The organism is Bacillus sp. ISL-39 (genome assembly GCF_018613295.1).
Taxonomy (GTDB): Bacteria; Bacillota; Bacilli; order Bacillales; family Cytobacillaceae; genus Mesobacillus.
In genome coordinates this window covers 20,421-39,369 of record NZ_JAGGQM010000031.1, presented here as the reverse complement: position 1 = coordinate 39,369, position 18,949 = coordinate 20,421, and the positions used below count along the sequence as shown (strand labels likewise).

20 protein-coding genes and 1 riboswitch are annotated in these 18,949 nt (G+C 44.9%); of the genes, 11 read left to right on the top strand and 9 right to left on the bottom strand.

Going from position 1 to position 18,949, the window contains the following annotated elements; translation table 11 throughout:
• Positions 1-16: 16 nt before the first annotated feature.
• From J7E37_RS20235 to J7E37_RS20210, 6 genes are all read right to left on the bottom strand, one after another.
• Positions 17-565 carry a 2-oxoacid:ferredoxin oxidoreductase subunit gamma family protein gene (locus tag J7E37_RS20235; RefSeq protein ID WP_215026669.1) on the bottom strand — a complete coding sequence of 183 codons (549 nt, stop codon included), beginning with the start codon at positions 563-565 and terminating at the stop codon, positions 17-19.
• Positions 562-1,320: a thiamine pyrophosphate-dependent enzyme gene (locus J7E37_RS20230; RefSeq protein WP_251009786.1), complete on the bottom strand. Its 759-nt coding sequence runs from the start codon at positions 1,318-1,320 to the stop codon at positions 562-564. The genes J7E37_RS20235 and J7E37_RS20230 overlap by 4 nt, the downstream gene beginning before the upstream one ends.
• Positions 1,317-2,381, bottom strand: a complete 1,065-nt coding sequence (locus J7E37_RS20225; RefSeq protein ID WP_215026666.1) for a 3-methyl-2-oxobutanoate dehydrogenase subunit VorB — start codon at positions 2,379-2,381, stop codon at positions 1,317-1,319. The genes J7E37_RS20230 and J7E37_RS20225 overlap by 4 nt, the downstream gene beginning before the upstream one ends.
• Positions 2,382-2,397: 16 nt before the next feature.
• Positions 2,398-2,628, bottom strand: coding sequence for a 4Fe-4S binding protein (locus J7E37_RS20220; protein WP_353050052.1), 231 nt, complete (start codon positions 2,626-2,628; stop codon positions 2,398-2,400).
• A 14-nt stretch (positions 2,629-2,642) separates the two neighbouring features.
• Positions 2,643-3,311: a nucleotide-binding protein gene (locus tag J7E37_RS20215; RefSeq protein WP_215026663.1), complete on the bottom strand. Its 669-nt coding sequence runs from the start codon at positions 3,309-3,311 to the stop codon at positions 2,643-2,645.
• Between the two features lie 169 nt (positions 3,312-3,480).
• Complete coding sequence (locus tag J7E37_RS20210) at positions 3,481-3,801, bottom strand: hypothetical protein (protein WP_192473513.1); 321 nt, start codon at positions 3,799-3,801, stop codon at positions 3,481-3,483.
• 457 nt (positions 3,802-4,258) lie between these two features.
• Positions 4,259-4,360: riboswitch (purine riboswitch) on the top strand.
• A gap of 292 nt (positions 4,361-4,652) precedes the next feature.
• Here J7E37_RS20210 and J7E37_RS20205 point away from each other — a divergent pair.
• The 8 genes from J7E37_RS20205 to J7E37_RS20175 all read left to right on the top strand — a co-directional run bounded on the left by J7E37_RS20205 (position 4,653) and on the right by J7E37_RS20175 (position 13,237).
• Positions 4,653-5,945, top strand: coding sequence for an NCS2 family permease (locus J7E37_RS20205; protein WP_214781655.1), 1,293 nt, complete (start codon positions 4,653-4,655; stop codon positions 5,943-5,945).
• A 348-nt stretch (positions 5,946-6,293) separates the two neighbouring features.
• Positions 6,294-7,346 carry a rhodanese-like domain-containing protein gene (locus J7E37_RS20200; protein ID WP_215026660.1) on the top strand — a complete coding sequence of 351 codons (1,053 nt, stop codon included), beginning with the start codon at positions 6,294-6,296 and terminating at the stop codon, positions 7,344-7,346.
• A gap of 29 nt (positions 7,347-7,375) precedes the next feature.
• Positions 7,376-9,265 (top strand): molybdopterin-dependent oxidoreductase, encoded by a 1,890-nt coding sequence (locus J7E37_RS20195; protein WP_285290387.1) that lies wholly within the window; start codon positions 7,376-7,378, stop codon positions 9,263-9,265.
• Positions 9,226-9,585 (top strand): molybdopterin dinucleotide binding domain-containing protein, encoded by a 360-nt coding sequence (locus J7E37_RS22370; protein ID WP_285290386.1) that lies wholly within the window; start codon positions 9,226-9,228, stop codon positions 9,583-9,585. Before J7E37_RS20195 ends, J7E37_RS22370 begins: the two co-directional genes overlap by 40 nt.
• Before the next feature lies 1 nt (position 9,586).
• Positions 9,587-10,135 carry a 4Fe-4S dicluster domain-containing protein gene (locus tag J7E37_RS20190; protein ID WP_215026657.1) on the top strand — a complete coding sequence of 183 codons (549 nt, stop codon included), beginning with the start codon at positions 9,587-9,589 and terminating at the stop codon, positions 10,133-10,135.
• A 5-nt stretch (positions 10,136-10,140) separates the two neighbouring features.
• Complete coding sequence (gene nrfD, locus J7E37_RS20185) at positions 10,141-11,289, top strand: NrfD/PsrC family molybdoenzyme membrane anchor subunit (protein ID WP_215026654.1); 1,149 nt, start codon at positions 10,141-10,143, stop codon at positions 11,287-11,289.
• A gap of 60 nt (positions 11,290-11,349) precedes the next feature.
• Positions 11,350-11,973, top strand: a complete 624-nt coding sequence (locus J7E37_RS20180) for a molecular chaperone TorD family protein (RefSeq protein WP_251009790.1) — start codon at positions 11,350-11,352, stop codon at positions 11,971-11,973.
• Positions 11,974-11,977: 4 nt separating this feature from the next.
• Positions 11,978-13,237, top strand: coding sequence for a rhodanese-like domain-containing protein (locus J7E37_RS20175; protein WP_215026647.1), 1,260 nt, complete (start codon positions 11,978-11,980; stop codon positions 13,235-13,237).
• A 44-nt stretch (positions 13,238-13,281) separates the two neighbouring features.
• Here J7E37_RS20175 and J7E37_RS20170 read toward each other — a convergent pair whose 3' ends face one another.
• On the bottom strand, positions 13,282-14,190 hold the full coding sequence (locus J7E37_RS20170) for a Gfo/Idh/MocA family protein (protein WP_251009785.1): 909 nt from the start codon (positions 14,188-14,190) through the stop codon (positions 13,282-13,284).
• 97 nt (positions 14,191-14,287) lie between these two features.
• Positions 14,288-15,133, bottom strand: coding sequence for a DegV family protein (locus tag J7E37_RS20165; protein WP_215026644.1), 846 nt, complete (start codon positions 15,131-15,133; stop codon positions 14,288-14,290).
• Positions 15,134-15,403: 270 nt separating this feature from the next.
• Here J7E37_RS20165 and J7E37_RS20160 point away from each other — a divergent pair, with 270 nt between their 5' ends.
• Positions 15,404-16,006: a hypothetical protein gene (locus J7E37_RS20160; RefSeq protein WP_251009784.1), complete on the top strand. Its 603-nt coding sequence runs from the start codon at positions 15,404-15,406 to the stop codon at positions 16,004-16,006.
• 203 nt (positions 16,007-16,209) lie between these two features.
• On the opposite strand, the gene J7E37_RS20155 is transcribed toward J7E37_RS20160, so the two are convergent.
• Entirely contained in the window at positions 16,210-16,437 is a 228-nt protein-coding gene (locus tag J7E37_RS20155; RefSeq protein WP_214781638.1) for a thioredoxin family protein, read from the bottom strand.
• A 322-nt stretch (positions 16,438-16,759) separates the two neighbouring features.
• Between J7E37_RS20155 and J7E37_RS20150 the strand changes: the two genes are divergently transcribed.
• Both J7E37_RS20150 and J7E37_RS20145 read left to right on the top strand, forming a co-directional pair.
• A complete protein-coding gene (locus J7E37_RS20150; RefSeq protein ID WP_215026638.1) occupies positions 16,760-17,590 on the top strand; it encodes an aldo/keto reductase in 831 nt (276 codons plus the stop codon).
• Positions 17,591-17,946: 356 nt separating this feature from the next.
• A complete protein-coding gene (locus tag J7E37_RS20145; RefSeq protein WP_214781632.1) occupies positions 17,947-18,912 on the top strand; it encodes an NAD(P)H-dependent flavin oxidoreductase in 966 nt (321 codons plus the stop codon).
• Positions 18,913-18,949: the final 37 nt, after the last annotated feature.

Genomic DNA, 18,949 nt, shown 5'->3' with positions numbered 1-18,949 from the left:
GTGGCGATGTGCTTTTCTACGTAACCATACTGTTAGTCAATGATCGCCCCAGCTGTAATGCCCGGCGATTGATATCCAATAGAGAATGTTTTTCCGGGGAAAGCACCTTTTTCAAAGCACCCAATATGGAGTCATCGGACAGTATACCCGTTTCCGCAATGAAAACTCCAAGCAGGATCATGTTGGCGACCTTTGGATTGCCGAGCTCGTTCCCCTTGTCGGTTGCATTGATATTTAAAACTCTTATATCGGTCCTGGCTGATAGTTTTGAAATCAATGATGAATTCACAACTAATAATCCCCCGGCCCTGACCATAGGTTCAAATTTTTCATATGAAGGGTTATTCAGCACAATCGCTGTTGTCGGTCTTGAAACTAGTGGTGAGCCTACCTGTTCCTCGCTGACCACCACAGCACAGTTGGCTGTGCCGCCCCGCTGCTCAGGACCGTAAGAAGGCAGCCATGATACAAACTTTCCTTCATTCATCCCGGCATAGGCAATCAACTGGCCCATTGACATGACTCCCTGGCCGCCAAAGCCGGCTATCAAAATTTCTTCCATCATCTGTCAGCTCCCTTCGGTACATCCTTATACACACCTAGAGGATAGGCAGGCACCATGTTCTCCTTGATCCAATTTAGCGATTCATTTGGATCCAGGCCCCAGTTCGTCGGACAGCTGGAGAGGACCTCGACCATAGAAAAACCCATTCCCTGTTTCTGTGTTTCAAATGCTTTGCGAATCGCTTTCTTTGCTTTGATGATATTTGGCACATCATGCGTAGATACCCGTTCAATATAGGCTGTTCCATCCAGTGTTGACAGCATTTCGCTCACTCGGATCGGCAATCCCTGGATGCTTCCATCGCGCCCGAATGGAGTCGTCGCCGTTTTCTGGCCAACCAATGTAGTAGGTGCCATTTGCCCGCCTGTCATGCCATAAATCGCATTATTAACAAAAATGACGGTAATGTTTTCACCTCTTGCTGCGGCATGGACAGCCTCGGCAATCCCAATCGAAGCAAGGTCTCCATCTCCCTGGTAGGTAAAAACAAATCGGTCAGGAAGTACTCGCTTGATTCCTGTTGCGACAGCCGGGGCCCGCCCATGGGCTGCCTGGGTCATATCACAATTGAAATATTCATAGGACAGCACAGAGCATCCGACCGAAGCGACTCCTACTGTATCCTCCAGAATCCCCATTTCTTCAAGCACTTCGCCTACCATCCTGTGGATGATTCCGTGCGTACAGCCGGGACAATAATGGGTCTGGTTACCAGTCAATCCAGTTGTTTTCTCGAACACGGTTTTCATTGTCATACCTCGACACCCCCTGCCAGCTGTATGATTTGATCGTAAATTTCTTCCTGCGTAGGGACTACCCCGCCAGTACGGCCAAAAAATGAAACCGGAGCCCGGCCCTCGATGGCAAGTCTGACGTCCTCAATCATCTGCCCTGCGCTCATTTCTACAGATAGATAACCCTTCACCCTGTCACGGGTTTCAATGAATGGCTGCTCTGGGAATGGCCAGAGCGTAATCGGCCGAATCATCCCGATTTTCAAGCCGTCTTTCCGCGCTTTATTAATTGCATTCATGGCAATCCTTGCTGCTGTTCCGTAAGCAGTTACGATATAATCGGCATCTTCAATCTCAAACGTTTCGTATCTGACTTCATTTTTTTTAATCATGGCAAACTTTTTCTGTAAAAGTTCATTCCGCTTTTCAAGCGCATCGGCATTCAATTCAAGCGAGGAAATAATTCTAGGTTTGCCATCTCCGCGGGTACCGGTCGTAGCCCATTCCTTTTGTTCCGGCTCCCTTGCATTCAGCTCCTTGAACTCAACCGGTTCCATCATCTGTCCGAGCATGCCGTCCCCAAGCAGGATGACTGGCGTCCGATAGCGGTCGGCAATATCAAATGCCGCTTCTGTAAGGTCAATGATTTCCTGCAGCGTTGACGGAGCAAGGACAGGTGTATGGTAATCACCATGTCCTCCCCCTTTTGTCACCTGGAAATAGTCCGACTGCGCCGGCTGGATATTGCCAAGTCCCGGCCCTCCGCGTACGACATTCACAATCAGTGCCGGCAGTTCTGCCCCAACCAGGTATGAGATTCCTTCCTGCTTCAAACTGAATCCGGGACTTGATGACGATGTCATTACACGCACACCGGTTCCGGCCGCTCCATACACCATATTGATTGCTGCTACTTCACTTTCCGCCTGTAAAAATAACCCGCCAACCTCGGGCAGCCTTCTGGCCATATAGGCAACGAGCTCACTCTGCGGCGTGATCGGATAGCCGAAAAAATACTTGCAGCCCGCATGGACAGCAGCTTCCGCGATAACCTCGTTACCCTTCATAAGTACTTTCCCCATTGTCAAATCTCCTTTGCTATACAGATTTCCTTACCTTTTCTGGCTTATAGACAGTGATTACCGAATCCGGACACATTTGCGCGCACTTGCCGCAGCTGATGCAATTTTCCTGGTCTGTCACAACCGCTGGCCGGTAGCCTTTTTCATTCAAGTAATCAGCAAGATAAATCACATTTGTCGGACAAGCATCCACGCAAAGCTTGCATGATTTACAAGTCTCTTCATTAAAAACAACTCTCTGCTCCACCGCTTTTGCCTCCTTTACATTTCCCATGGCAATTTTAAATACCTCGATATCACTTTTACTTGGGACTCCGTTTCAATTCCAGCACTTTCAGCTGTTAAATGCTGCGGTAATATCGTGTACAGCAAAGGAATTCCCAGTGTATCGGATAGCTTCTTACTTAATGTCAATCCTCTTTCCACATCCTGAAGTGTCGTCTCAGATCCTACATTTGAGTTATTGATGATTCCTGTGATCTTTAGCCGGGAGGCACTTTCGATTTTACGCAAGGTCTCAACCGCCCCCTCAAGAGTACTGACATATGGACGGTTTGCATTTAAAATAAACAGCACTTCAGGCTCCATTTCATTCCAATCGTTGTAAAATTGCCCTAATGCCGTCGCCCCATCTTTGTCTCCCCCAGCATCGACGATCAGCTTATATGCAGTGTCGTATATCACCCTGCCCATATCGCCAGGAACAATCGGCAAATCAGCAGCTGCAAGCCTTTCAGCTGGGGCGATAAGTTCAATTCCATGTTGGTCAAAAATAGCTCGAGCGTCCCTCGCACGGTAATATGGATTAACAATGTCCAGATCAGCAACTGCCGTCCTGGCCATTGTTTTCCTTGCCTCCAGAGCAAGGTTAATTGATATCTCTGTTTTACCGCTGCCAAAATGGCCGGTAATGATGGTGATAGTCCGCACCTTTCTTCACCGGTCCCCACCTCCCTTATTGAAAGCGTTTTCATTTTATGCCATCTTCATTATATAAATTTCCGCTAAGCTTCTCTTTGATAAAAGTCACGTTTTTAGTAAAAAAGTGTTTGAAATCAACTTAAAAAAGGAGTTCCAAGAAAGAACTCCTTTTCAAGTATTATATAGCGAAGCTAAGGATCACTTTCTGCGGCATGTCCTGTTCTTCATAAACATCTTTTCTCAATCTCTCGCAAGAAGGCATTTCATACGAAAAATCTTCCACTGCTTCAGGGATCAGTCCATCTGCTTTCAGCGCATTAAAAACTTTTTGCATTGCGTCATCTGTGTCCAGACAATCTTCAGAACCTTCATATTTAAAACAATCAACGCATGTTTCCACGATATTCGCATCAATCTGTTCCTGTATAAAAACTAATTTTGCGCCAGCCATCTTCTCAACTTCACGATTTTCCAATTCAATAATCGTTGTTACGTTCATTATTGGCACCTCCATTTGGATTACACTATCATTATAGTAAGTTAACATCCAAACAGGGGTGTTTTGCCATTTAGTTCATTTATTATTCACATATTCTCGTCAAAAATTTGTCAAAAACTCCTTAACAAAGGGATTCTCTATACCCATACACGGATTTATCCATTTCAGGATTTTTTTAGTTTAACGCGGCGATTTCAGCCAAATCCTAAGGTGTGATGATCCTACTGGCCGATCGCAGTCTTTGCCATTGCCAGTTAACATTACTGCTTCCAGTTTCCTGTGTATTCTAGCGTGGTGAATTCCGCAAATTTCCGCCATAATTCCGCGACTTGGAAAATCGCAAACATATATACCAACTAACTTCCAGTACCCTAATAATCAGAAAAAAACAAATAGATAAACTTTAGGAATTGCAATTGACCTTGCCATGAATCGCATGATACTATCTCTAGTATTATTTAAATCTATAATCTTTCCTTGTATATGTTCGAGAATATGGCTCGGACGTTTCTACCATGCTACCGTAAAAGGCGTGACTACAAGGGGCTTTGATATTTGCTATTTTTTCTAGCAACTATTTGTCCTTTGTGGTACTCCGGCAGCATGAACTGCCGGAGTTTTTTTGTTTTCTAGGCTCTGTTTTACAAGGCTGTTGATTTTCGTTCCAGGCGCTTCGCTTTCCGCGGGGCTGGCGCTGAGCCTCCTCGTCGCTTTGCTCCTGCGGGGTCTCACCTGACCAGCTAAGCCCGCAGGAGTCTTCGCGCCTTCCACTGCAATCAACAGGAGTAAAAAACAATATTGGGCTTTAACAGAGCCATTTTCTTAACTAAACAATCAGGAGGACAGCATAAATGAAAAACTTTTTCCAGTTCGCAGAACGAAATACAAATTATAGGCAAGAAACACTGGCCGGAATTACGACGTTCTTGTCGATGGCCTACATTCTTGTGGTCAATCCTTTAATCCTTAGCCAGGCAGGCATGGATAAAGGAGCTGTTTTTACAGCTACAGCACTCTCAGCGATTATCGGCTCACTGCTGATCGGCCTGCTGGCTAATTTCCCGATTGGAATCGCGCCAAGCATGGGCTTGAATTCATTTTTCACTTTCACCGTCAGCATTGGCATGGGCGTCCAATGGGAAGTCGCGCTTACTGGTGTCTTCATCGCAGGTGTCCTGTTCGTCATCCTCAGCCTTTTAAAGATTCGCGAAAAGATCATCAATGTTATCCCCCAGGATCTCAAGCATGCAATCGCTGCGGGCATCGGCTTCTTCGTCGCCTTCATCGGTTTGAAAAATGCGGGGATCGTCGTTGGCAGCGAAGCGACCTTTGTCTCAATCGGCGACCTGACATCTGGGCCTGTCCTGCTTGCCCTGTTCGGCTTCATCGTCAGCGTGATCATGATGGTGCGAGGCATCAGCGGCGGCATCTTTTACGGAATGGTGATTGCTACGATCATTGGCATATTCACTGGCTTGATTGAGAAGCCAGAAGCAATCGTCGGGTCGGTACCTGACATTTCACCCACCTTTGGTGTCGTCTTCAACCATCTGGGAGATATTTTCTCTCCTGATGTTCTTGCCGTCATTTTCACGTTCTTGTTTGTTGCTTTCTTTGATACTGCTGGAGCACTTATTGCGGTCGCCAGCCAGGCTGGTCTGATGAAGGATAATAAAATTCCCAATGCAGGTCGTGCACTTCTTGCAGACGCAGGTTCTGCAGTTGCCGGTGCAGTACTGGGGACATCCACAACAGCGTCGTTCGTTGAGTCATCGGCAGGCATCGCAGTCGGCGGACGGACAGGTTTCACTTCCGTGATCATTGCGGCGTGCTTCGGCGTGGCAATGCTCTTCTCTCCGATCCTGTCTGTTATCACACCGGAAGTTACGGCTCCGGCACTCATCATCGTCGGTGCATTGATGGCAACTGAAATCAGTAAAATCAACTGGAATAACCTTGCTGTGATTATCCCGTCTTTCGTGACTATCATCATGATGCCGCTCACCTCCAGCGTTGCAACAGGGATTGCCCTCGGCTTCATTCTTTACCCATTGATGATGGCTGGCATGGGTAAGCTGAGAGAAGTCCATCCGATTATGTATGTACTTGGTTTCTTGTTTATAGGGTATTTTATTTATATTTAAAAAGCTTCTAGTCCGCAGTTTCTGTTGCGGACTTTTTTTATTTCTTTGTAATATCCTCCACGCAAAATTCACGATTGTGTTTTAAGTGTGAAATGTGCAAAAAATTCAAAATAATCATAGGTGATTCCCCTCACTTCTTCTTTCATTCTCGTAAATAGTAACTGAATTTCCACAGCAATAGACTTACCCCAGATGGTAAAAATACTTAAGCACTTAATTTTTTTTTGCAACACTAAAAACCCATAGGAGTATTGGCACTAACATGGATGGAGGTGTACATTCTTTCAGTTTTTTTCTATTCCAAATCAATATTTTGGCGGTATATCCGCCAGCAGAGAGGTGAGAGCTTTGAAGCTATTTGGAAAAAAAGCATTAATCATGTTTGCCGGCGCAGTGCTGGCTTTCACTGGTGGCTGCGGTATTCAGGAAGGTTCAACTGCACCCCAGCCAAAAGTAAATGGGCAAAGTGAGCAGTTGAATGTTTTTTCAGTCGTACAGCAAGCTGCTGATGCTTATCTGAAAAAACCTGCAGAGTCTATGGCTGCAGATGAAATTTTCGAAAAAATGATTTTGAATTACGACCCGTCTTACTTCATTGTCGATGTCCGCGATACCGCTGCATTTGCTGCCGGACATATCGAAGGTTCTGTTAATATTCCTTATAATATGACAGCTAATCCAAACCAAATCGCTAATCTGCCAAAGGACAAAAAGATCCTTGTCATTTGTTACAGCGGCCATACTGCAAGCCAGACAGCAGCACTATGGAATATGCTTGGCTATGATGCAATCTCAATGGTAAATGGCATGGGAGGCTGGACTAGCGACGTGAATTTAGGGACACCGCTTCCGCAGAAACCATTTGATTTCCCAGTGGAAACAACAGAAACAATAGCTGGAAACTATGATCTCCCAGCTCAGGACAGCAAACAATACACTGAAGAAACCGCAGCTCTTTTAGGAAGAGCTGATGACTATCTGAAAGCAGGAATTCCACCGATCATGAAACCCTCGGATATCCAGGAATCCATTAAGAATACGTCGACTGGATTCATGCTGGTTGACCTGAGGCCAGCCAAGGAGTATGCAGCAGGCCATTTACCTGGGGCCATCAATATAGCCTTTGAATCACTGGCAGAACTTGAACAGTTAAAGAAATTGTCTACAGAAAATAAGATCGTCCTCATTGACCATGATGGCACTATGTCCAGTAAAGCAGCAAGGATTCTCAACATGCTTGGATATGAAGCCTATGCCATGAAAGATGGCATGAGAGTATGGACATCCAATGCAGAGATCAATGGTATTATGCCGATTTCCAACAATAAGGCTAAGAATTATCCAGTAAAACAGCTGAATACAAAACTCGAGACAGAAACTGGTGCCGCCAGCTGCGGTTAACAGCTTGTGAGAGAAAGGAGTATGAAGAGATGACAAATTTATCGCGCCGTACCTTTTTAAAAGCTTCTGCAACCGTAGTCGCTGCAGGATCCTTACCTGCTTATTTCAGCTTCAGCGAGTTCAAGAAAGCTGCAACCGAAGAAAGCGTGAAGAAGATCCCAACCTTCTGCCATGGCTGCACAAGTTACTGCGGAATCATTGCCCATGTTAAGAACGAACGGGTCTGGAAGGTCGAAGGACACCCTATCCACTTGAAGTCAAGCGGCAGGATCTGCGCCCGCGGACATGGAATGGCAGCTTATCTTTACTCTAAGGACAGGGTGACTGGCCCAATGAAGCGGGTTGGTGAAGGAAAATTCGAACCAATCAGCTGGAACCAGGCATTCAAGGAAATCGGCGAAAAGCTCGACAGCATCGTTAAACAGTATACCGGTAACTCTGTGTTATGGCTTGAGCACGGCACCCATCGGAAATCATATGTCGACCGCTTATTTGACACCATCGGCTCGCCTAACTTCACGACACAGTATTCCACTTGCTTCAACGCTAAAACAAATGCATGGCTGCAAATGACCGGTACCTCCCTTAACGGTGACCATAAAAATGCTAAATACATGATATTTGAAGGAAGAAACTTCGCCGGCGGAATCATCCCGAATGGCATGAACCACATCACCCATGCAAAGGAAAAGGGTGCCAAATTGATCGTCATCGATCCAAGGTATTCAGAGATTGCGAAAATCGCAGATGAATGGATTCCGATCCGGCCTGGAACGGATCTTGCTTTCAGGCTGGCAATGGCCAATATATTAATCTCAGAAAATCTATACAATAAGAGCTTTGTCCAAAAATTCGTGGATGGCTTCAGCGAATTCAAACGGATGAACAAGGAATATACACCGGAATGGGCTGAACCGATTACGGGGATCAGAGCCGATAAAATAAGGGAAATTGCCAGAGACTTTGCTAAAAATGCACCGCAGGCCTTTATTGAACCAGGCTGGCACGGGCTTCATTCCCATTATGTAAACAGCACACAAACGGCTCAAATGGGGATCATCCTCAATGCACTTGTCGGCAACCTCTACGAAAAAGGCGGTTTAATGCCATCTGCCAGCCTTCAGCTTGGGCATCTCTACTTGCCAGCAATCGAAAATATGCCTGAAAAAGGCCCTCGTATCGACGGAGCTGGAGTGACCGGAAAGTACCGAACAGTGGAACCAACCAGGGGAATCGCTCATATTACGCCACAGCTTGTACAACAAGGGCTTGCAAAAGCCGTATTCATTTGTAACTATAACCCTCTCAGGACTGCACCGGACCCAGAGGAGCAAAAAAAAATCAAGGATGCAGAGCTGGTGGTTTCCATTAACATCGACTGGAATGAAACAAGCTACTATGCGGCTGATTACATCCTGCCTGAGCATTATTATCTGGAAAGATTGGAGCATCCTCAGGCTGTATCCGGCCATATTTCGCACGACAGTCCCCAGCTTGCCCTTCGCCAGCCTGTTGTCAAGCCGATGTATGACACGAGAAACACGCTTGATATGCTGAAGGGGATTGCCGATGCAATGGGACATAAGGATTTGTATCCTTTTACAATTGAAGAAGAAGTAGAAGCAGCAATTGCTCCGCTCGGCATCACATTCGACCAGCTGAAAAAAGCAGGGACATTGGAATTCCCGGCAACCGTCAAGCCTGGATTTCCGATAAAAAAAGGCAAACCAGCACTGCCTACGCTAACCGGTAAGATCCAATTTTCTGCGGACCTGTTCAAGATTGACGGAAAACTTGGAATTCCCGTCTGGGTCCCTCCGCTTGTTGAGCCGGATCCAAACAAAGACCATGAATTCCGCTTGATTCACGGAAAGCAGCCATGGCATTCCCATGCCATGACAAAAATATCGAGCAGCTGATGAAGCTTACCGAGAAGTATCAGGGAACCTATATGTGGCTCAACGCTTCAAGAGCCAGGAAGCTTGGCATCAAGACCGGAGATACTGTGACACTCCAATCCAAAATCGCCAAGAAAAAGGTGCAGGTAAAAGTAACGGAGCTTCTTCACCCGGAAGCAGCCTGGCTCCCTTCCACTTATGGCGGATTCTCACCTAAGAACAGGACGGCGAACGGAGTCGGCGTGAACTTTAATGATTTTATCCCAATCATGGTAGACCCTCTATCAGGCTCGACAATGGCCCAAGAGGTTGTTGTGACCGTGTCAAAGGAGGGCAACTAGGATGGCAAAATACGGCCTTTTGGTATTTCCGGAACGCTGTACGGGCTGCAACGCGTGCAACATTGCCTGTGCATCGCATAATCAGCTCAGTATGGATGTTTCCTATAACCGACTTGAATTTTTGGAGACTGGAACTTACCCGAATGTAAAAATGGAAATTATACCAGTACAGTGCCAGCATTGCGACAACGCTCCATGTGTTTCTGTCTGCCCAACCCAGGCAACTTACAAACGAGAGGATGGAATCGTCGAAATTGACGCTGACAAATGTATCGGCTGCAAATATTGCATGGCTGCCTGCCCTTATGAAGCAAGACAGCTGAATGAAAATCGCGTGCCTGAAAAATGCAGATGGTGTCCTGAGATGCTTGAAAAAGGCGAACAGCCTGCCTGCTCGGCGACCTGCATGAACGAGGTCAGGCTGTTCGGAGACCTGGAGGATCCAAACAGCCAGCTGAATCAGGAGCTGGCAAAACATGATGTCTATCAATTGCTTGAAGCTAAAGGCACGAAGCCAAGTATCTTCTATGTAAAAAATAACCGGAGGTGAATCTCGTGAAAATCAATAAATGGAGTATTCTGTCAGCATCCTTCATTCTCTTCGGCCTGGCAGGAGGAGCCAATATTTTTATCCATGGTGAACATGCCATGGGAACCACAAATAAGATTCCATGGGGAATTCTGATAGCCGGGTATGAATACTTTGTCGGGATCAGTACGGGACTGCTGCTGGTTGCAGCATTAGGCTATGTATTTCACATGAAAGCTATTATCCCAATCGGCAAATCATTGCTGATGTTTGCCATTTTTTCCCTGGTCAGCGGTTTTGCGATTTTATTGGTGGAGTTAGGCAATCCGCTTAACTTCATCCATTATTTCCTGACACCGAACTTTACATCGCCAATCTGGTGGATGGCACCCTTATACGGAATTTATTTAATGCTGCTGGTTTCCTTGACAGTGTTTGTCGTTCGCGGCAATCGGTCTTTGATCAGGCCTTTTGCCATCATGACCGCTGCTTCTGCCTTAGTCGCTCTGGTTTGTATCGGGTTTCTGTTTGGTTTCATCATTGCACGTCCGTACTGGAACGGCCCGATATCACCGCTTTATTTCATTTTGACTTCCGTTTTTTCAGGAATCGCTATGGCTTCAATCATCGCCTATCTCCATGAAAGACAGAAAAAGAGTGAGAACCTTGAAACAGTTAAGTTCCTCAGGACACTTAGCTTGTCAATGATGGGAGTCATGGTCATCATCTACATCGGCAAGACCTTCGTCGGGCTCTACGGACACGTGCCGGGAAAATATGAATCACTGCTCGCTTTGCTGACAGGACCTTTAAGTTTTAACTATTGGGTACTGGAAATATCGCTGGCCATTGTCATACCTTTTGTGCTGATCGTGTCAGCCCAAAAGGTTTCATCCATAAAACTCGGGCTTGCCGGTCTGCTGTCCCTGACAGGAATTTTCTTCATGCGTTTCAATATGGTAATAGCCGGCCAGATTACTCCATTGAAAGTCGTCAAAAATCCAGCTGAAGGAACCGCCTTCAATCTTTTCAGTATAACTTGGTCTGAATGGTCCCTGATAGTGGGCGGAGTCGGCATCATGGCATTGCTGTATCTGCAGCGTGAATTATTGGAGCGGATCATCAACCACAAACCAGCAACAGAGCTGAAAAGGCATGGGGATATAACCTCGTAGAAAAGAAAAGCTCCAGCGCTGGAGCTGGACAAACGGAAAGGGGCTGATCACTTGTTCACCATGACAGAAGAAAAGCGGCGACTGTCCAATGCGCTTTTGCTGCTGGCTGAATTTTATAAGCCGCCGACCATTGAACTCTATCAGGCTTTGAAAAGTGGAATAGCTTTTGAAGAGCTGAGACCATTTGTAAAAATGGAAGAAACCTATGAAAATGCTTTTTCTTCCTTTGAAAATATGAAGCAGACCTATATTCATTGTTTTCTCGGTCCTTCCGAGCCTTTCGCACCGCCGATTGAATCACTCTACAAACAATGGACCGATGATCCCACTGCAGCTGTTTCATTTGCAAGACAGACAGGATTTTTCTACGGAGACCCTGCACTGCATATCCAATACCTGTTCCGGCAATTCAAGCTTGAGTTTCCTGAAGAATATCGGGCAATGCCGGACCATTTGACCCTGCTGCTTGAGTTTCTCGCTTTCTTGCTCGAACATGGGACATCGGACCAGATTCAATCATTTATCTCTGACCATTTCGATTGGCTTGACGATTTCATCCTTGAATTGAAAAAGTCGGATACAAGCTTGTTCTATATATCTATTACACAAATAGTGAACCAGCTTGTCCATTCCTCTGCACTTGGCTACAGGAGTGAACAGCTTGGTAAAGAAAGGAGTGAATAGTTTCATGGTTAAGAAAACTATGCTGGCAGGTTTGGTATTTACCGTCGGAATAGCCATGGCCGGTTGCGGTACTGGCGGAGATTCAGCCAAAACGTTCTCGAATGCAGCTGCAGATTTTAACCAGAAGGCAGACCTTTCAATCTATAAGGCTGGCGATGAAGCTGAACCCGAGAAAAAAGCCGTGCCACTGAAAGAGAACCTATCTTACGTTGGAACTGAATATATGATGAGATTAAAAGCTTCCGCTGGAGAGGTAAGTCCCACGAGGAAAGCTTACGAGCAATATCCATCGGAATGGGACTTTGTCATCGTCGATTCCCGTCCTGAAGCCGTTTTCCATGAAGGACATATCAATGGAGCAATCAATATCCCCGATTCACAGTTCGACCAGTTCGCTTCCCTGCTTCCAGAGGATAAAAACAAGCTTCTTATATTTTACTGCGGTGGAGTCACCTGTGAATTGAGCAGCAGTTCAGCTGAAAAAGCAATGAAGCTAGGCTATAAAAATATTAAAGTTTACCAGGAAGGACTGCCAGAATGGAAAAAAGCAGGCAATTACCTGGCTGTTACCGCTCCGTATATTAAGGGGCTGATCATGGATGCCAATGTATCAAGGGATGATAAGCCGCCTTTCGTCATCCTTGACGCCAGACCGTATAAGGTGTATTTTGAGTCACATATCCCCAATGCGGTCTTTGCAGATGATACACTATTCGCGCAAAAGTACCAGGGAACAGCACCTGCAGATAAAACAACTGAAGTGATCGTCTATTGCGGCGGATTCGGCTGCCATAAAAGCCATGCTGTCGCGGAAGAACTTCTGAAAAATGGCTATTCGAATGTCAAAGTCTATTCTGGTGGACTTCCTGACTGGTCTGCCCAATCCTTGCCAACATTCGGCACTGCCAATTCTGGCGGAAGCTTCGATGTAGCCGAAGGCCAGGTTAACCGAGGAATCAACCCAGAGGAATTCATGAACAAAATCAGTGCCGGGGCCTTCATCCTTGACGTCCGTTCGAAGGATGAAACCAGGGCCGGTGTTCTCAAGGGATCTCTGAATATCCCTGACAGTGTGATTCTGGCCGACCCGGCCGCTATCGTAAGAAAGCTTCCAAAAGATAAGAATGCTGTCATCGTCGTTCACTGTGCATCTGGCGCCAGGGCAGCTGGTGTTGTAAATAAAATTGCTGATCTGGGATATGCCAATACCTTCTATTTGAATAACGCCATACAGATTTCTGCAGACGGTAAAGCGTCCTTTTAAAAAGGCAAGACCCCGGTGAAATTCATACCCCGGGGTCTTTAGCGTTAAATTGCCTCTAATTCTTTCACAATTTCTTCGCAGATCCGATGCGTTTCCAGGGAATCCTTCGATGAAATTAAAGGTAATGCATTTCCGCCGACTGCCTGCAGGAAATCAAAAACAATCTGCTCGAAGCCGCGCTTGTGTAGCGTCGGGTCCCAGTCACTACCCCCAAGCTTTGTTTCAGTCCTGGTTTCCTGAACGTATAAATCAGACACATTCAAGGCTGTCCGTTTCTCATTTGATTGAAATATCTCCACTTTTTCCTCAACAACTCCGCTGTCCCGATTCATGATCCCGATTGCGATTCCCTCTTCCGCATGCAGCTGAATAACAACAAGATGCAAAAACGCACCATTTTTCTTTCCAGTCACGTTGACTTGCTTGATAGGGTATGGGAATAAGGATCTCAGTGTATCAACAACATGGATGAAGTCATCCAGAATGAAATGGCGGATTTCTCCAGGCAGACCCTTTCTGTTTTTCTGCATGATCACCATATTCGGTTCCTTCAACTCTGCCAGCTGTTTATATACCGGAGCATATCTTCTGTTAAAGCCAGTCATCAATATCAAACCTTTTTCCTCAGCTAGCTCTGTTAATTCCCTGGCTTTTTCATATTCATAGGAAATTGGCTTGTCCACATACACATGGATACCGGCCTGGAGCAGTTGTTTTACAATGTCATAATGTGATTCGGTTGCACTATGTACAAAAGCACCTTTAATCCCACCTTCTATCAGCTCATTCAGACTAAAATGAATATGGGGAAATCTGAACTTTGCAGCGAGGCTATTCAGTTTGTCACGATCACGCGTGAATAGATGGAACTCAATATCTCCCTTCTCCGCAAAAACAGGCAGATAGGCTTTTTGCGCGATATCCCCTAAACCAATGACGCCAACCTTCAACATATGTATTCCCCCTGTAGGTTTGTTATTTCCAGTGTACACAGGAACCTGGCCATAAAAAAGAAATCAGCCTTCGCGCAGGCTGATTCCTTTTTACTTACTATTCATTAATCCAGGCAAGCCCGATTGTTCCCTGCCCTGTATGGGTACCAGCCACTGGACTGAAAGTGGTTGTTGTAAATGATATTTCCGGGAAACGTTGTTGAAGTTCTGCACGCCAAGTCTCAGCCAAGTCCTTCACATTCCCATGAATGACACTGGCTTCCTTAATGTTGCCTGAAGCTTCTTCAAGAATTTGAAACAGTCGTTCTTTAACCTTTTTTTCCGTCCTGATTTTATCAAAAAGGACTACCTTGCCATCATCGAACCTGACAATCAGCTTTAATTTTATCAAACTGCCGATAATCACCTGTGTCGTAGATAGACGGCCACCTTTGTGAAGCTGCTCAAGGCTTCCTGGTGCCATATATAAATTGGCCTTGTCAGGAAGCGTTCTTAAATAGGAAACAATCTCCGAATACGACTTTCCTTGCTTTTGAAGTTCAACGCCTTTTTCAACCATGCGCCCTAATGGGTAGGAACCTATTTTAGAGTCAATGACATCGACTTTGAAATCTACCATGCTTGAAGCTGCGACAGACGATTGGAAAGTTCCTGTCAGAGCACTCGAAGCGTGAATCGCAATCGCATGCTTATACTGCTCCTTTAGCTTCTGGTACAGTTCCACAAATTCCCCGATCGCAGGCTGCGATGTTTTCGGGAGGACCTTTGAGGCCGCCAGCTTTGGATAGAAATCCTCGGCAGTGATATCTACCCCTTCCAAATAAGATTCCTCACCAAAAATAATACTTAAAGGCACAACGTATATATGGTTATTTTTTATGAATTCTTCAGTAAGTCCTGATGTACTGTCGGTTACCCATGCAATGTCATTTAATGTAGTCATGATTTCTCCTGTTCTTGTCAAAAATATCGATGAATATGCTTACATTTCCCATGATATATGAAGAAGCCTTATAAGACTATTAGTAATTTTTAAGAATACGATTTATTTGTTAAAAACAATGAAAAAGTTAATAACATGGACACATGTTTTTCATCCAGATTTGAGGGAACAATGATAACAAACCTGACGGGAGGAAAGTGACTCATGGACCCTTATATCTACGGTTTATATTCCCTCGTATACTTGTTTTTATTCCTATGGGGATTAAAATTGTCCATAAAGTATGGATTTTTTTCACTGATGAATGTTCTTTTGCTCGTAACATTCGGCCTGGTGTATGACAACCTCGTGCTTGCAATGGGGAGCATAATTGGAAAAGGCCCCTTTTTAGAAGGCTTGAATGTTATGCGCTATTGGTTTCACGCATTCTTTACCCCATTGTTGATTTTATTTTCCTGGGAAGCTATCAGGGAGACAGGGATCCGCTGGCTTAAGGGACGCACAGGACTTATCCTGGCAGGTATCTTTACTCTGGCCATGATTATTGCAGAGCTTGTCCAAAATACCATCGGACTTAATCTTGAGCCCGCCAGGAATTATGGAGTACTAAGCTATGAATCCACCGGAGCACATGGCCCCCCAATTATGATTATTGGTGTTACCATTGCGTTACTGTTTGCAGGGATTGCCCTTTGGAAAAAGCAGAAGTGGAAATGGATGGCTCCCGGTGTCATTTTGATGGGTATAGGCAGTGCTGTGAAGATTCCAATTGAGAGTGATGCGGCCACGAACGGATTCGAACTAATTTTATTGATATCATTATGGGCAACTAAAGCTTTTCTTGAAAAAAATTCAGACCAGGCCATAAGATAAGGCCTGATCTGTATTAAAATGGCTGTTTTCGTAAAGATTGTTGTTAAAATCCTAAAGCCGATTTTAACGTAATATAAGCCATTTTGCAGGCCGGTATTAAGTTTGCATGAACTTTTCTCACAAAAGAGCCTACTTTTAGAATAAAAATAGGTCATTCAATCCTATTTTAGAGCCAATAGCAACAAAGTTTGGGAAAAGAGCCTTTAAAATAAACCCTTCACTTCCTGTGCTGATAACTGCTTTCCCGCAGAAACAACTTTTTCATCAATGACCAAAGCCGGAATACCTTTCACCTTATACTTTTCGATTTCCTTATTGTCTTCCACCCTTTCAACTACCGCAGCAACCCCAGCTTCATTCACAGCAACATTGATACTATCCACAAGACTTTTGCACTTATCGCATCCAGGACCTAACACTTTGATGATCATTTCCTCATTCTCCTTTCACATTTTGCACCCTTATATCTTGAATGTACCCCCATTTTGAAAATAAAAGTCATTTTTCGTATGGCTTTTTTACTCACAACTGATTAGGACTACCGACATAGCTGGAATTCCTGCTTACTTTAGACAAGTTTGAAGGTAGTGGACTCAAAGCTGTCATGATTCCTTTGTTTTTAAGACAACACATTAAATGCATGACCACAGCTGTCTTTTAAAAAACTATTTCCTCGGGAAGCCAATAACTTTTTACCAATAAAAAAATATGAGAAAATAACAATGCAATTGAATTAAAAAGGAGGCGCATGATATGCCACAAAATCTCCAAGATACAACAACGTTACATAATGGTGTGAAGATGCCATGGTTTGGCCTTGGTGTGTTCAAGGTCCAGGAAGGATCTGAAGTTGTAGAGTCTGTTAAAGCGGCGCTTAGAAATGGTTACAAGAGCATCGACACTGCAGCAGTATACAGGAATGAGGAAGGCGTTGGACAGGCTGTCAAGGAAGCTGGTGTTCCACGTGAGGAACTGTTTATCACGACGAAGGTCTGGAATTCTGACCAGGGTTATGAATCCACGCTCCAGGCATTTGAGACAAGCATGGAAAAGCTTGGGCTCGATTACCTCGACCTTTATCTGATCCACTGGCCAGTTGCCGGCAAATACAAAGAAACATGGAAGGCACTCGAAAAGCTTTATAAAGATGGAAAAGTCCGAGCAATCGGCGTGAGCAATTTCCACGTTCACCACCTAAAAGATTTGATGGCTGATTCTGAAATCAAACCAATGGTCAACCAGGTTGAATACCATCCACACTTAGCGCAGACGGAGCTGCATGAGTTCTGTAAAGCCGAGGGCATCCAGATGGAAGCTTGGTCTCCTTTGAAGCACGGAGAGCTTTTATCAGAACCAACAATTGTTGAAATCGCCGAAAAGCATAAGAAATCACCAGCCCAATTGATCCTGCGCTGGGATTTACAAAACGAAGTGGTCACAATACCGAAATCGGTCAAGGAACATCGTATTATCGAAAATGCAGATATCTTTGATTTTGAGCTTTCAGCCGAAGATATGGACCGCCTGAATAGCTTAAATAAGAATGAGCGTGTCGGCCCGGATCCGGATAATTTCAATTTTTAATCAGGCTGTTTTCGTAAAGATTGTTGTTAAAATCCTTAAGCCGAGTTGAACGTAATATAAAGCCATTTTTAGGATCGGTATTAAGTTTGCGTGCTCTTTTCTCACAAAAGAGTCTACTTTACGAAAAAAAAATAGGTCAATCACTCCTATTTTGGGATCAATAGCAACAAAGTTTGAGAAAAGGTCCTTTAATTAAGATAACTCATTAGGCGCAGATGATTCTGCGTCTTTTTTTGCTCAAAAAACTAACACCAAATATTTATACCTAAATATAGTATCAGGTGCTAAAAATCACATCTTTTTATAATTGTCCATGTTAAACTGCAAAAGAATAAATTCAGAAAGGGGTTTTTAGCATGGATTTCCCAAAGCTTAAAATTGGCCATATGGCTCCAAGTGTTCCGATTATGCAGGGTGGAATGGGGGTAGGTATCTCGCTAAGCGGATTGGCCTCGGCGGTTGCAAACGCTGGAGGTATTGGCATCATATCTGGAACAGGGATTCCGGTAGAAGAAATGGTACAGCATATCAGAAAAGCCAGGGAGCTGACTCAGGGCAATGGGTACATTGGTGTAAACGTTTTGTTTGCCATGAACGATTTTGCTGAGAAAATGAAAGCCGCGTTGGATGAAAAAGTTGATTTCATTATTTCTGGAGCAGGAATATCAAGAGATATGTATTCTTGGGGCAAGCAAGCGGGCATTCCGGTCATTTCAATTGTATCCTCTGCAAAGTTAGCTAAAATCTCGGAACGACTGGGTGCTGCTGCTGTGGTAGTTGAAGGATATGAGGCAGGAGGACATCTTGGAACTGACAAGCCTCTTTTTGAGATACTTCCTGATATTGTTGAGTCTGTGTCCATCCCGGTAATCGCTGCTGGAGGAATCCTGACTGGTGCTGATATCGCGAAGGCTTTTTCCCTTGGAGCTTCTGGCGTCCAAATAGGCACAAGGTTTGTGGCCAGTGATGAATGTGACGCTCCGCAAAGTTTCAAGGAAAAATACGTTTCAGCCACCGAAAAAGACACACTGCTTGTGAAAACAACAGTTGGACTGCACGGGCGCGCCATTGCCAATCATTTCACCAAGCTCATCACCACCTCAGATAAACTCAGGATCAAAAAATGCCGTGATTGCCTGAAAAATTGCTCCTACCGTTTTTGCACACTGGACTCCCTGCTCACCTCCGTTTCCGGCGATGTAGAAAATGGCCTGGTATTCGCTGGCGCCAGGGTAAGTGAAATTAAAGACATATTACCAGTCCGGACAATCATTGAAAACTTAAGAATGGAATACAACGCAGCAGCTCAAAACTTGGCTTAAATAAAAACCAGACAACCTAACCCACGGTTGTCTGGTT